The sequence below is a fragment of the Rhizobium sp. 268 genome, from assembly GCF_036571585.1.
GTDB classification, from domain to species: Bacteria; Pseudomonadota; Alphaproteobacteria; order Rhizobiales; family Rhizobiaceae; genus Rhizobium; species Rhizobium redzepovicii.
Genome location: NZ_JAPPSO010000019.1, coordinates 13766 through 27128, shown reverse-complemented (window position 1 = coordinate 27128; position 13363 = coordinate 13766). Strand labels below are relative to the sequence as shown.

At 60.8% G+C, this 13363-nt stretch carries 18 protein-coding genes; 5 read left to right on the top strand and 13 right to left on the bottom strand.

Annotated elements, in window-relative coordinates:
• Positions 1–199: 199 nt before the first annotated feature.
• Positions 200–670, top strand: a complete 471-nt coding sequence (locus tag OS035_RS28610; RefSeq protein WP_183777783.1) for an MEKHLA domain-containing protein — start codon at positions 200–202, stop codon at positions 668–670.
• Positions 671–722: 52 nt separating this feature from the next.
• Here OS035_RS28610 and maiA read toward each other — a convergent pair whose 3' ends face one another.
• The 4 genes from maiA to hppD are packed head-to-tail and all read right to left on the bottom strand — an operon-like array spanning position 723 to position 4926.
• On the bottom strand, positions 723–1355 hold the full coding sequence (gene maiA, locus OS035_RS28605; RefSeq protein ID WP_183777784.1) for a maleylacetoacetate isomerase: 633 nt from the start codon (positions 1353–1355) through the stop codon (positions 723–725).
• Complete coding sequence (locus OS035_RS28600) at positions 1352–2377, bottom strand: fumarylacetoacetate hydrolase family protein (RefSeq protein WP_183777785.1); 1026 nt, start codon at positions 2375–2377, stop codon at positions 1352–1354. Before OS035_RS28600 ends, maiA begins: the two co-directional genes overlap by 4 nt.
• An 18-nt stretch (positions 2378–2395) precedes the next feature.
• Positions 2396–3757 (bottom strand): homogentisate 1,2-dioxygenase, encoded by a 1362-nt coding sequence (gene hmgA, locus OS035_RS28595; protein WP_097625174.1) that lies wholly within the window; start codon positions 3755–3757, stop codon positions 2396–2398.
• Between the two features lie 59 nt (positions 3758–3816).
• On the bottom strand, positions 3817–4926 hold the full coding sequence (hppD, locus tag OS035_RS28590; protein ID WP_097625173.1) for a 4-hydroxyphenylpyruvate dioxygenase: 1110 nt from the start codon (positions 4924–4926) through the stop codon (positions 3817–3819).
• A gap of 129 nt (positions 4927–5055) precedes the next feature.
• Between hppD and OS035_RS28585 the strand changes: the two genes are divergently transcribed.
• Positions 5056–5556, top strand: a complete 501-nt coding sequence (locus OS035_RS28585; protein WP_097625172.1) for an Lrp/AsnC family transcriptional regulator — start codon at positions 5056–5058, stop codon at positions 5554–5556.
• Positions 5557–5591: 35 nt separating this feature from the next.
• Here the strand turns inward: OS035_RS28585 and OS035_RS28580 are convergent, their stop codons facing one another.
• Positions 5592–6053 carry an Lrp/AsnC family transcriptional regulator gene (locus tag OS035_RS28580; protein ID WP_097625171.1) on the bottom strand — a complete coding sequence of 154 codons (462 nt, stop codon included), beginning with the start codon at positions 6051–6053 and terminating at the stop codon, positions 5592–5594.
• 124 nt (positions 6054–6177) lie between these two features.
• Between OS035_RS28580 and OS035_RS28575 the strand changes: the two genes are divergently transcribed.
• Positions 6178–6969, top strand: coding sequence for a phenylalanine 4-monooxygenase (locus OS035_RS28575; protein ID WP_097625170.1), 792 nt, complete (start codon positions 6178–6180; stop codon positions 6967–6969).
• A 48-nt stretch (positions 6970–7017) separates the two neighbouring features.
• Here the strand turns inward: OS035_RS28575 and OS035_RS28570 are convergent, their stop codons facing one another.
• The 7 genes from OS035_RS28570 to OS035_RS28540 form a co-directional block, all read right to left on the bottom strand.
• On the bottom strand, positions 7018–8025 hold the full coding sequence (locus OS035_RS28570; RefSeq protein ID WP_179867098.1) for a L,D-transpeptidase family protein: 1008 nt from the start codon (positions 8023–8025) through the stop codon (positions 7018–7020).
• Between the two features lie 77 nt (positions 8026–8102).
• Positions 8103–8987, bottom strand: a complete 885-nt coding sequence (locus tag OS035_RS28565) for a hypothetical protein (RefSeq protein ID WP_097625168.1) — start codon at positions 8985–8987, stop codon at positions 8103–8105.
• 108 nt (positions 8988–9095) lie between these two features.
• Positions 9096–9410, bottom strand: coding sequence for a hypothetical protein (locus OS035_RS28560; protein WP_097625167.1), 315 nt, complete (start codon positions 9408–9410; stop codon positions 9096–9098).
• Positions 9411–9502: 92 nt separating this feature from the next.
• Entirely contained in the window at positions 9503–10084 is a 582-nt protein-coding gene (locus OS035_RS28555; RefSeq protein WP_097625166.1) for a BA14K family protein, read from the bottom strand.
• Positions 10081–10248, bottom strand: a complete 168-nt coding sequence (locus tag OS035_RS28550; RefSeq protein ID WP_165503983.1) for a hypothetical protein — start codon at positions 10246–10248, stop codon at positions 10081–10083. Before OS035_RS28550 ends, OS035_RS28555 begins: the two co-directional genes overlap by 4 nt.
• A 46-nt stretch (positions 10249–10294) precedes the next feature.
• On the bottom strand, positions 10295–11116 hold the full coding sequence (locus tag OS035_RS28545) for a DUF1236 domain-containing protein (protein WP_097625165.1): 822 nt from the start codon (positions 11114–11116) through the stop codon (positions 10295–10297).
• Positions 11117–11226: 110 nt separating this feature from the next.
• Positions 11227–11625 carry a DUF1236 domain-containing protein gene (locus OS035_RS28540; protein WP_097625449.1) on the bottom strand — a complete coding sequence of 133 codons (399 nt, stop codon included), beginning with the start codon at positions 11623–11625 and terminating at the stop codon, positions 11227–11229.
• A 199-nt stretch (positions 11626–11824) separates the two neighbouring features.
• Between OS035_RS28540 and OS035_RS28535 the strand changes: the two genes are divergently transcribed.
• Complete coding sequence (locus tag OS035_RS28535) at positions 11825–12106, top strand: hypothetical protein (protein ID WP_097625164.1); 282 nt, start codon at positions 11825–11827, stop codon at positions 12104–12106.
• 62 nt (positions 12107–12168) lie between these two features.
• On the opposite strand, the gene OS035_RS28530 is transcribed toward OS035_RS28535, so the two are convergent.
• Positions 12169–13020 carry a class I SAM-dependent methyltransferase gene (locus OS035_RS28530; RefSeq protein ID WP_097625163.1) on the bottom strand — a complete coding sequence of 284 codons (852 nt, stop codon included), beginning with the start codon at positions 13018–13020 and terminating at the stop codon, positions 12169–12171.
• A 162-nt stretch (positions 13021–13182) separates the two neighbouring features.
• On the opposite strand from OS035_RS28530, the gene OS035_RS28525 reads away from it, so the two are divergent.
• Positions 13183–13359, top strand: a complete 177-nt coding sequence (locus tag OS035_RS28525; RefSeq protein ID WP_165503984.1) for a hypothetical protein — start codon at positions 13183–13185, stop codon at positions 13357–13359.
• Positions 13360–13363: the final 4 nt, after the last annotated feature.

Genomic DNA, 13363 nt, shown 5'->3' with positions numbered 1-13363 from the left:
AATGTTGATAGCGACCCCAGCAGCTTAAGATCAATGCACAACGGGCGATCGTCTGGCAAGTGTCACAATCAGAAGTGTTGAGACAAGGTAAATGCCGGTCCTCGCCGGAAAGGATCACGGTTCGCAAGACATCATAGACCTATTCAATGAATATCGGCTATGTCGCCTGCACCGAAGCAGTTGACCAACGAGGCACTTCGTGACTTCTATTTATGGCAATCACGCCCTTGACCTGAGGAGCGATCCCGATTTCTTCTCCCTCCTCGCCGGCAGCCACCTGCGCATTATCGGTCGTCCTCTTGTTCAGGAGGGGCAAGGGCCGGACTGGCTCTACAACCTCGCGCCTTTCGTGGTCCTCGCGCACAATGCCCTGCCCGACCCGCGCTTCATTTATGCGAACCGCATCGCGCAGACCTGCTTCGAATATAGCTGGGATGAATTCATTACGCTGCCCTCGCGGCTTTCGGCCGAGCAGCCGGATCGCGCCGAGCGTCAGCGGCTGCTGGACAGCGTGACCCGCGATGGTTTTGTCGAGAATGGCCGCGGCCTCCGGATCGCGAAATCGGGGCGGCGTTTCTGGATCGAGGACGTGACCGTCTGGCAGCTTATCGACGAAAGCGGAACGCGACTGGGCCAGGCGGCGACGTTCCCTTCGTGGCGGGACGCGTAGTCTCTCCGCCCAATCGCCGAGCCTCAGCCTGCGTTGTACCCGGGCGGTGACGTCACGGCTTTACGCGATCGGGATGCGCTGCCTGGAAGGCCGGTAGTTCGGCGCATCGGGCGTCGACATCGACGATGCGTTTGAGATGCGTGAGATCAACGCCCCAGCGACGGGCGTTATAGACTTGCGGGACAAGGCAGAGGTCGGCCATCGTTGGCTGATCGCCGAAGCTGAAGGTTCCGCCGGCGTCATCGATCATCGCCTCCAGTTTGCCAAGCCCGTCGGCGATGAAATGCTTCATCCACTCCTCGCGGGCGTCAGCCTTCTCGGTCACCTCAATCAGATGCGCCACGACATTCAGGTTGCAGATCGGATGGATGTCCATGGCGACCGCATAGGCCAACACGCGTACATGCTGACGGTCGGTGATGTCCGATGGTAGCAATCGACATTCCGGGCGCAGCTCGGCCAGGTATTCGATGATGGCCAGCGACTGGGTCAGAACTTGCCCGTCGATCACCAGGGTCGGCACGAACCCCTGCGGATTGAGCGCGAGATAGTCCGGCTTCCGATGCGCTCCCTCCAGAAGGTTGACTGGCACCGTCCTGTAGTCGATCTCCAGCAGGTTGAGCGCGATGCGGACACGATAGCTCGCCGACGATCGCCAGTAGTCGTAAAGAACGACCTCGCTCATTGCGGCCTCGCTCCGCCATAGCGTTCGACGGTCTGCTCGATCGCCCCGAAGATCGAATGGCCGGCACGGTCCTTCATCTCGATGCGGACCTGGTCGCCGAACCGCATGAAGGGCGTAGTCGGCGAACCGGTTTCGATCGTCTCGATCATCCGGATTTCGGCGATGCAGGAATAGCCGTCGCCACCATCTTCGACCGGCCGGCCCGGGCCGCCGTCCCGCTTGTTGGACACCGTTCCCGAGCCGATGATCGTTCCGGCCGCGAGACTGCGGGTCTTGGCGGCATGGGCAATCAGCTGGCCGAAATCGAAGGTCATGTCGATGCCGGCATTGGCCTTGCCGAAGGGTTTGCCGTTCAGGCTGACGAGCAGCGGCAGATGCAGCTTGCCGCCATCCCACGCCTCCCCCAGCTCGTCCGGCGTCACCGCAACAGGCGAAAAGGCCGAGGCCGGCTTGGACTGGAAGAAACCGAATCCCTTGGCCAGTTCCTCGGGGATCAGGCCGCGCAGCGACACGTCGTTGACGAGCATCACTAGGCGGATGGCGTCGCGGGCGGCCTCAGAGCTTGCCCCCATGCCGACGTCGCCGGTGATGACGGCGACCTCGCCCTCCATATCAATGCCATGAGCCTCGTCGGCCGCGACGATCGGATCGCGCGGCGCGAGGAAGACATCCGAGCCGCCCTGGTACATCAGCGGGTCGGTCCAGAAGCTTGCCGGCATCTCGGCTCCGCGGGCCTTGCGCACCAGTTCGACATGGTTGACGTAGGCGGAACCGTCGGCCCATTGATAGGCCCGCGGAAGAGGTGACGTAGCGTCATGCTCGTGAAAACGGAGCGTCGGCTGGGCGCCGGTCTCGATGCCTTCGGCAATCAGCCGGAGTCTCGGCGCCACATGCTCCCAGTCGTCGAGGGCTGCCTGCAGCGTGCGGGCGATGTGGCCGACTTCCGAGCAGCGGGTCAGGTCGCGGGACACGACGACGAGGCGGCCGTCCCTGGTGGAGTCCTTCAAGGTCGCAAGTTTCATGTGTCGATTCCGATGCTATCACTTGATACCGGGGGTTCCGTCGAACTTGCGTTCCAACCCGTCCCAGCACTCGAGATAATCGTCCTGCAGCGTTTCCAGCTCGGCGGCGTATTTCGTCAGTTGCTGCGGGTATCGGGTCTCGAACATGAAGGCCATGGTGTGATCGAGCTTCACCGGTTTGAGCTCGGCATTGGCTGCCTTTTCGAAGGCGAGCGCATCCGGCCCGTGCGGCAGCATCATATTGTGCAGGCTGATGCCGCCGGGCACGAAGCCCTCCTCCTTGGCGTCATACTGGCCATGGATCAGCCCCATGAACTCGCTCATGATGTTGCGATGATACCAGGGCGGACGGAAGGTATGCTCGGCCACCAGCCAGCGCGGCGGAAAGATCACGAAATCGACATTCGCCGTGCCGGCATCTTCGGTCGGCGCGGTCAGCACCGAAAAGATCGACGGATCGGGATGATCGAAGAGGATGGCGCCGACCGGAGAAAATGTCCTGAGATCGTATTTGAACGGGGCATAATTGCCGTGCCAGGCCACGACATCGAGCGGCGAATGGCCGATCTCGGTGACATAGAATTTTCCGCACCACTTCACATGCACGCGGCAAGGCTTCTCCTTGTCCTCGTAGGTGGCGACAGGCGTCTTGAAATCGCGCGGGTTCGCCAGGCAGTTGGCGCCGATCGGGCCACGTTCCGGCAGCGTGAATTTGGCGCCGTAGTTTTCACAGATGTAACCGCGCCAGACCGGCTGCTCGCCGATCCTGAGGACCTTGAACATCATGCCGCGGGGGATGAGGCATATTTCCAGCGGCTCCACATCCATGATGCCCATTTCGGTGAACACCCTGAGGGCGCCGAGCTGCGGCACGATCAGCAGTTCGCCATCGGCGTTGAAGAAGTAATCGTCGACCATGTCCTCATTGAAGACATAGGCATGGGCCGACATGCCGACCTGGGTCACGGCATCGCCTGCCGTCGTGATCGTCCGTACTCCTTCCAGAAAATTCAGTCTTTCGGTCGGCGCGGGGATAGGGTCCCAGCGAAGCTGGCCGAGAGGGAGCGAATGCTCGTCGAGGCAGGGCGCGGTCTTCCAGAGCGGATAGGAAGCGTTGGAGAAGCGGCGGGTGTGACGCACGCTCGGGCGGATGCGGTAAAGCCAGGACCTCTCGTTCGTGCCGCGCGGGGCGGTGAACGGCGAGCCGGAAAGCTGCTCGGCATAGAGGCCGTAATTGCATTTCTGCGGGCTGTTCTGGCCCTGCGGCAAGGCGCCGGGAAGCGACTCGGTTTCGAAGTCGTTGCCGAAACCCGGCATATATTTCAGTGTGTCCGTCGCCGCGGCTTCACCGCCGGACGTCTGGATCGATGTCTGGTCCATGCTCAACTCCTCCCATCACTCTCGCTGCGCCGCGCGTCTTTTCAGACGTGCGAGAGAGTTTACTCCGCCGCCGTCCCGATGACACCACGCTTGATCTGATCGGCCTCGATCGACTCGAACAGCGCCCGGAAATTGCCTTCGCCGAAGCCTTCGTCGCCCTTGCGCTGGATGAATTCGAAGAAGATCGGGCCGATCACGGTTTTCGAGAAGATCTGCAGCAGGATTTTCGTCATGCCGCCATTCACCACGCCCTCCCCGTCGATCAGGATGCCGTGCTTCTTCATGCGCTCGATCGGTTCGCTATGGCCGTTCACCCGTTCATAGGACATGTCGTAATAGGTCTCCGGCGGACCCGGCATGAAGCGCAGGCCGTTGTCGGCAAGCCGGTCGGTGGCGCCGTAAATATCCTCGGTGCCGACGGCGATGTGCTGGATGCCCTCGCCCCGGTACTTCTTCAGATATTCCTCGATCTGGCTGGTGTCGTCCTTCGATTCATTCAGCGGAATGCGAATCTTGCCGCAGGGCGAGGTGATGGCGCGGCTGACCAGACCGGTGATGCGACCGTCAATGTCGAAGAAGTGGATCTGCTTGAAATTGAACAGCTCGCGGTAGAAATCCCACCACTTGTCCATATTGCCGCGGAAGACATTGTGCGTGAGATGGTCGAGATAATAGAAGCCGATCCCCTCAGGACGCGGATTGCGCTCACCAAGCCAATCGAACTCGACATCGTAGGCCGATCCCTTGGCGCCATAGGTCTCGACGAAATAGAGCAGCGAGCCGCCAATGCCGACAATTGCCGGAACATCAAGCATCTTGTCGTCACCTTCATAGGGAACGGCGCCTTTCGACACGGCATGGTCGAAAGCATGTTTGGCGTCGACGACCCGCCAGGCCATCGATGCGGCGCAGGGACCGTGCTTATCGACAAAGTGAGCGGCATGGCTGCCGGGCTCGGCATTGACGACATAGTTGATGTCGCCCTGGCGCCAGACGGTGATGTCTTTCGTCTTGTGCCTGGCAACGGCTACATAGCCCATGCGCGTGAAAAGTTCGCTGAGCTTCTCGGGTTCGGGATGCGCGAACTCAACGAATTCGAAGCCGTCGGTGCCGGCCGGGTTGTCGGCGGTGATTTCGGATGGCGGCGCATCATGCGGGAAAGGACCCATTTTCTCCTCCTGACGAGATGGAGTTTAACTGTGCAAAGTGTGGCGCAAAACACGTGCAAAATCCTTGCATTCTTCATATCAAGAGAAGATATTATGCACGGTTCGTGAGCAATGTGGAGATTTCTTGCAATGGATGAACAGCTCGACAAATTGGATTTGCGCCTGCTCGAGGAACTGCAAAAGGACGGCAGGTTGACGAATAACGAACTGGGGGATCGTATCGCGCTTTCACCGTCGCAATGCTCGCGCCGGCGCACGCGGCTGGAAGCCGAGGGCTATATTCGCAGCTACCGGGCCTATCTCGATCGGGAGAAGCTGGGCCTGGATATGCTGGTGGTCATTTCCGTGACGCTTGCGACCCACAATAGAGACAATGCCCGCCGATTTTCGCAGTTGATCAACGGGCTGCCGGAGGTTCTCGAAGCCTATGCCTTGACGGGTGAAATGGACTACCACCTGAAGGTGGCGGCCCGCGGCCTCGCCGACCTTTCAAAATTCGTCAACGACGTTCTCTTGCCGCACGAGTCGGTCCAGCACGTGAAGACCTCGATCGTGCTCGACACGCTGAAGACATTCGAGGGCTTTCCTGTGCACATGCCGGGCGGCCGGCATGGCGACAGCATGCGATAAGTTTGAAAACATCCCCGCCCCGCCGGCGGCAGGCGTCAGAGCGGCAATTCGGTCGAGAATTTCAGTTCGCGCAGCACGAAGCTCGAGACCACGGTGCGCACGTGCGGGTTGCGCATAAGGTAGCGCGTCATGAAGGCTTCGTAGCTTTCCACGTCCCTCGCCCGGATCTTGAGCATATAGTCGAAGGCGCCCGACAAGGCATAACACTCCATGATCTCCGGCCGCTCCAGCACCACCGTAGCGAAAGAGGCGACTGCCTCTTCATGGTGATCTTCCAGCGTCACATGCGCGATCACGCAGAGCTTGAGATCGAGTTTGCCGGGATCGAGCAGCGTCACCCGCTTGCGGATAACACCGTCGGCTTCAAGTTCCTGGATCTTCCGCCAGGCGGAGCTCTGCGACATGCCGGCCTTCTCAGCAAGATCTGCCAGCGACAGGCTGCCGTCGGCCTGGATGAGCTGCAGAAGGGTGCGGCGAAAATTCCCAGTTTCTTTCATTTCTAGCCCCAGGCTCGGGAAAATTTGCCACCATTATTGCAAGACCCAAGATGAAAGAAAAGAAAATCCGCCGAAGCTGGAGGATAATGGCAACCATATCGTCGTGTTCCGGGAGGATCAGCCTATGACCAAGGAAAGCAGCTACACCGCTAAATTGCCCGGCCCGGACGGCCTTTATGACTACACACCCGAGGAAGACGCGATCTGGGGCGAACTCTACCGGCGCCAGATGAAGATGCTGGCCGATACTGCCTGCCGCGAATATCTAGACGGCGTCACATTGCTGGGGCTCAAGCCGGAGAAAGTGCCGCAGCTTCTCGATGTGAACAGGCGCCTGAACGAGACCACCGGCTTCGGCGTCGAAGGCGTGCCGGCGCTCATCCCGCCCTCGCGCTTTTACGAGCTTCTGTCGCAAGGCAAATTCCCGCTGGCAACCTTCCTGCGCCGCCGCGAGCATATCGACTATATCGAGGAACCTGACCTCTTTCACGAGGTGTTCGGCCATTGCCCGCTGCTGACCAACCAGAGCTATGCCAATTTCGTGCGCCATTTCGGCGAAACCGCCGTCCGTCTCGGCAAAGGTTATTCCTGGCACCTGTTCCGCATCTTCTGGTTCACCGTCGAATTCGGGCTGATCAACACGCCGCAGGGCCGCCGCTGCTTCGGCGCAGGCATTGTCTCGTCGCCAAGCGAAGCGAAAGCGGCAACCGAAGGCACGACCTGCGAGTTTCGGCCGTTCGATCTGCTGAGTGTGCTGAGGACGCCCTACCGCATCGATATTCTCCAGCCGATCTACTACGTCATCGACAGCTTTGCCGATCTGGAGGCGATCGTGGAGCAGGATATCGAGGGCACGATTCTCAAGGCGAAATCGCTCGGTGATTTCGCTCCCGCTTTCGAAGCCAAGGCTTCGTAAACGCCGACGGAGCGAAACGAGGGCGGGGATTTGGCGATCTCTTCCCTCTCACTTCGGAGCGGCTGAACTTCGATCGACGAAATCGACCAGGATGCCCGGCTTGACCATGCCGGCCAGTTCTTCAACGTCCCAGTTCGTCAGCCGCACGCAGCCATGCGAGCCAACCTTGTCGATCAGCTTTGGCTCAGGTGTCCCATGTATGCCATAGGTCGGCTCGGTCAGATCGATCCAGACGGTGCCGACCGGGCCGTTCGGCCCTTTCGGAATGGTCAGGACCTTGTCGTTCTTTCCCTGCTTGAAGTTGCGCTTCGGGTCATAGCGGTAGACCGGCATTCTCGCGACGCCCTTGACCTTGTGTTTGCCCGACGGCGCCGGGTTGTCTTCGCTGCCGATCGTCGCGGGATAGACTGCAAGCAGCGCTCCGTCCTCAGCATAGGCGAGCACCTGGCCCGTCTTCCTGTCGGCCTCGATCCTCTTGACCTTGCCTTTCCTCGGGGGACCGGGATTCACCACCCAAACCGTGTCGCCAGGCGCAAATTGCGAAGCCGGGTTGAGCGCATTGACGAGATCGATACCCATGTGGAACCGCTCGGACAGCTTTTCCGCAACGCTGGTATATCCCAGGCTCTGCATCTTGGCCTTCTCGCCATAATCCTCGGGTATCCGATCGACGAGGCCCTTGGCATCGTCCGCCGAGACGACATAGCTTTCAACGATCGGGATCAGGGCATCCTCTTCCAACCGGGAAACGACGTTCGGATCCGGCCTGCCATCGACGGGCAGGTTGTTCATGGCCTCGAAACCGGCCACCGCCTTGTTGACGTTCTCGCCGGCGAGCCCGTCAATGACGCCAGGAGATGCGCCTGCCCGGTCGAGAAGGACCTGGAGGCGGACGATTGCCGGGTCCGGATCTTCGGACGAGCGCTTTTCTGTTTTGATTGATGCAATCGAAGCGGCGTTGATCGCATCGGGTTTGAGTTCCGCCGCGACACCATCGCCAACGGAGATGATCAAAGCGAGCAGCGACATCGACAGGGCTGTTTTCATAGACGACAAATGGCCATCGCCGAAACTTGTTCCATCGAGCAGAGATCCTCGGACTTTAGGCTTAGCCGCTTATGTCCTCCTTCAAATCACAGGTGCGTCCCACGCCTCCTGGCTTCCCGCGATCTTGCCGCGCGCCGCGCCGGCCTCAGTTCCGCAATCGTCGGCAGCCACCACTCGGCGCCTTGAACGGCAGGCGTTTTCGCAGGCCAGGTGCGGAGGAGTTCTTCGAGCGTGGGCGCCCGCCAATATCCCCAGACGTGATCCTCGGTCACGCCGGGATAGAAATCCGCGACGATATCCGGGTCGGCCAGTTCGCCGGTGATCTCAGTAAAGATGACAATGCCGTAGGAGATGGCGACCGGTCTTCCCAGCGGCGGCAGGTCGTTGCCGGGAAGCGGGTAGCGATGACGCTTTCGTTCCGCAGAGCGCAGCTTGCTGCGCTTTTCCAATTCCGTCCCTTTCCGCTCCTCGGCCCGGCGCCGTCTCTCTTCCGGCTCGTTTCTGCGAGCCGCCGCCTCGATATCGGGCCATCTGCGCCTGAGGTCCTCATAGGATCGGAAAGGAACGTGCCATATTCTGAGATCGCCGTCCCAGCGAGAGAACGGCACCTCGCGCAGTTCGTCGACGACGGTTTTCGAGTATGGCGTGCGGATTCGAAAACCTGCCTTGCCGAGTTGAAGATATGGGCTGTCGATCGGATCGAAGGAAAAAGAGTCGCGCCCCTTGGCATCCGCATGGGCGTCGGCTTCGGCCTCCAGCTCCGCAAGCCATCGGCCGATGCGGCGGGGCGCCGTCCGGCCGGGGACGAACCAGGCCTTGCGAGCGTCGCTCCAGCGGGCACGGGGGAAACGCTTTCGGAACTGCTCGATGGTCATCCTGTCGTAGGGGAAGGACACGTCGGCACCGGACTTGGGATCATCTCCGCCGGCCGGCACCTCGTCACGATCTGCCGGGGATTTTGTTTCGGTCATGGACAGAGAACGTTTGCACGAAGGGATCGGTTTCCAGTGGACGGCCGGAAGCGACCAAATTTGCACTTGGAAAAACGAGGCCGCGAAAAGACTGAGGCCAATTCCTCTTCAGTGAATTGTCTTCAATCGCGTTTCCGCTTGTGAACCATCCTGCAGTGTCGCCATTAGCTTTTCAAATTCGTTCAGGACACGATTGAATTCGGCGTCGGGCATGCCGGTGATCTCCGCTATCGTCGAGGAAACGGAGGCAATGAGCCTGTCGATCCAGATGCAGCGATCGGCCGGTACATGGCCGAGAACCTCACGCCGATGGGTCTGCAGTTCGCGCAGAATGCGGACGATAAGGGCGCCTCGGTCCGTCCTGCTCAGGAACCGGAGCCTTGCCTGCGCCCTCTGAATTTCCGTTATTAGCGTCGTCGCCATCCCCTGATCTCCGACCCTCAATGCAACCGATATCACAACCGTAGCGTTTGAAACACGGACTTAGGTCCGACATTGACGCGGCATGGCGATGATCAATTGCTCGCCGCCACGATGACCGGCGCGTCGCAGTTGCGCCGCGGCCCGCCCCACGGCTGATATGTATTGTCCTCAGGCCGATACGACCTGTAGCGAGCGGCGCACCAGGCCGCCGCCTGCGGGTTCACTTGCGGGCTCGCGCTTTCATCGGCCGCTGCGACATCAAGCTGGTGCGGCGAAGAGCAGGCGCGGATCTCACCGCTATAGGATCGATAGCTGTTGGTCGCAGGATCGAAGGAGCGGTAGCGTTGCGCGCACCAGGCAAGGTGCTCGGCCGAAAATTTTGGTTGCGGCGGCGGGGGTTCGGTTGACGGGCTGGTGGGATCCGGCTTCGCCCTTGCCGTCATGACGGCCGGCGCCTCGGTGACATAGCTGGAATAGACGGGCGCAATCCGTTCATAGCGCTGCCGATGGGGCTCGACTTTCACCGGCCCTGTCGTCCAAAGATCGGGCTCGGCGAGGTTCTGCAAGGCATGCGGTTGGGAATCCGCCACGACGTGGGAGGCAACGGATGCGGCGGCTATGCAGGCCCCGACCGAGCTGACAATGCCGAAAGCGACGGATGCGAGGCCGTTCATTGTCCTGTTCCCTGCTGTTGAACCTGTGGAACCCAGACGCGGCCAGCCGTGCTGCCTTGTCGGCCGCCGGTGACGACAAGTATGGCGAGGATACCGGCGATCGCCAGCAGAATGGCGATCAGCGGCAGAGCCAGGCCAGCGGATTTCTCTTCGGAATAGATCATGTTCCTCTCCTCATCCCGGCTGCGCAAGGCCGCCGGGTGCCGGCTGCTATGCCGAGATGATGTAGACGATCGTCAACGCAGAGGGATCGACGATGACGATCCGGCCGTCGGCGAGGATGAAGAAACGATAGGCCTTGTACTGCGGAACGATTTCCACGATCCGCGGCGGCAGCGGCTCGAGCCTGATCTTCTTCGGGATGGCCGTGCCGACCGAAACCGTGAAATCCGTCTCACGAACCGGCTCGACATGAACGTCCTTCACGACAGTCCGGATTTCCGTCTGCTGCTCGACCGAGATGTTGACGTTGGTCGTGTTGTTCGCCTCGGTCTTGGCGGTGTTCTTGGTGTTGCTGTCGACGGACGTGTTGTTGTTCTCGACGTTCGTCTTGCTGTTGGACTGGGTCTCGGTCGAACTGCCGGAAGACTTCGCGGCATCGCCGGATTTTTGGGTTTCGCCACCGATCGAGGTGCCGGTGGATGTCTGGGAGTCCTGGCTGCCGGCGGGCTTCTGGCTTTCCGTCGAGGACTCTTTCGACTTGGGCGTCTTCGAGCTGTCAGAGCTTCTGGACTGCATCTTTGCGCCCGGCTCGGTTGCCGTCTGACCGGAGGATCCATCGGTGGCGGCCCCAGAGGATGCGCCCGACGAGCTTCCGTCGGAGCCTGAAGGTTGCCGCGTGCCCTGGCTTGTCGATGTGCCCGCACCGCCCGCTTCCGGCTGCTGCGCGGCACCACCGCTGGACTGGTCGTTCTGAGCCGCACCCTTCTTAGGCAGGATCGGCGCATCCTGCGCCGAGGCGGATATGATGCCGATTGGCGAGACGCCGATCGAGAGTGCCGTCATCAGGACGGCGGGTATCCTGGTCTTCATAACAATCTCACTGATTTTGTCCGCACGACGTCGCTACTGCGCGCCGTGCGGCCGTTCTAAACGATGATTTCGGGAGTGAGCCGCGGAACGGGGCCGCGGAGAGGATCAAGTCACTTGATAACCTGGATCACCTTGCGGGATGACGGTTCGACAATGACACGTTCATCATTGACCACCGCGTAGGCATATGTCGGATCATCCGGAATGGGCGTCACGACGACCGTTTCCGGCAGCGGTTGTCCGACGACAACCTTCTCCTTGACAACCACGCGCGCCGATGGGGCCGGAGCCTCGCGGACATAGGTGACAACCTTCTGCGGCGGCGGATCGATCGCGGTGCCCACGACCGCGCCGGCAACCCCGCCGACAGCAGCGCCGACGGGACCGCCGACGATTGCCCCAGTGACCGCACCGCCGGCCGCGCCATTGACGGTCGAGGACTGGGCGAATGCAACGCCTGACATAAGAGCCGCGGCGGTTGCCGCGCCGACAATAAGCTTGGAGAGCATATTTTCCTCCTTCTGTTTTGAAGCGGCCTTGGTGACCGCTGCCAAACCAACCAGTTGGAAGCGGGGTCGTTCCACGCCCCGGACCTCAGTCCGATCGATCCCGGCCTTTGGTCCTAAACGCATTTCAATGTTCGTTGCGGGCGCTACTTTCAGATCAAAAGGCGTTGTCGTTCCGGGCCTAAGCAGGAGAAAGAACGAGATGGCACGATCCAACCGCAGGGAGGCGGGACGCAGACGCCTGGCGATGCGGCTGCCGGAGATGCGGAAGCCGATCATGGAAACGCGCGACCCACGGCTGCTCCAGCTTTTCGAGGCGTACCAGATGGCCGTCGAAGCGCGCGACGCCATTCGCAAGCGGCGGTTCGATTGGAAACTGGTGCGGGAGTACGACGAGACCTGTTTCGAGATCGAAAAACATGTCATCCGCGCCATACACGAACCTCCCCTTGCGAACAGACAGAAGGCCGGCGAGCCGTCATAGCGTGCCGGATAGGCCTTTGAACATAGCGTGTGGAGGGTGATTGGTGCGCAGCCCCCAGGGAACTACGAAACGCTGCCGGCGACGACCAAGGCGCTCATGCCGCCGCTAGGACGAGCTCCGTGACGCGCTTCCACGCGCTCGGCCACCTCATCGACGATCTCGGACATGCGTTCCGGCGCCCGCCATTCGATCTCGCCCCGCAGAAGCGTGCCCTGGCAGAATGCGGCTGCGACGTCCTGGGCGCTGGCCGCGACGGAGGTCAATTCGAGCCGGTTGCAGGTCACTGCCTTAAATCCTGCCGACGACATCTGCGCCTTGATGGCGCCGGGGTCGAAGTAGGAGTACGGCAAGCGCCGGAGAAAATCCGGAGGGTCGGATGGGAAGAGACCTGCCAGACATTCGTCGACACAGCTCGCGAAGTCATTGGCCGAAAGTGAATCCCACGTCGAAAACAGAAAGCGGCCTTTGCTGCGCAACACTCTTTCAGCCTCGCTATAGGCCTTCACCTTGTCGGGAAAGAACATTGCGCCGAACTGGCAGATGACCAGATCGAACATCTCAGGCGCGAAGGGAAGATTTTGCGCATCGGCGTGCATCCAGTGGGTCCGCGACATCGTCACCGTTGGCGCGCCGATATCGATCATCGCCTGGCTGAGGTCGGTGGCAACGATTTCCGTGGGCGGATCAAGCGTTGCGCGCAGAGCGCGCGTCAAGGCGCCCGTCCCCGCAGCGAGTTCGAGAACGCTTCCAGGTTTCGACTGGTCGGCGGCGATCGCCATCTCCGCCGCATAGGGCTCGAAGAGGATGGGCACCAGGAGGGTCTGATATAGCTCGGCCATACCTTCATCGAATGGTGGGGCAGAAGTGGCAAATGCGGCGGCAGCGCCGTTCTCGATGTCAGCAGAAATTGTCACTCGCAAATCTCCAGAACCCCGAACCTTTCAGTGCTGAAATATGACTGAATCTGGTGACGTCCACGGGGGCCGGACCTAGGTCCGAGGCCTGTCAGACCGAAGTCCCGGGGGTGGAACGCGGACAGGACCGCGCCGTTTCGAAGGGGTGAAGGAGATCCTGAAATGGCTCAGACTAACAGATCCCGCGTCAATGACGCCTGCAACGTGTGCGTCGTCGCCCTTGTCGTCGTCATGGCGGCTCTTCTCTACGTTTTCGGTGCAGCCATGTCCGGCGATACGCTCCAGCTGACGAAAAGTATAAGAGGTGCCGAAATCTTCGATACCAGGGATGTCCCCTGACGCC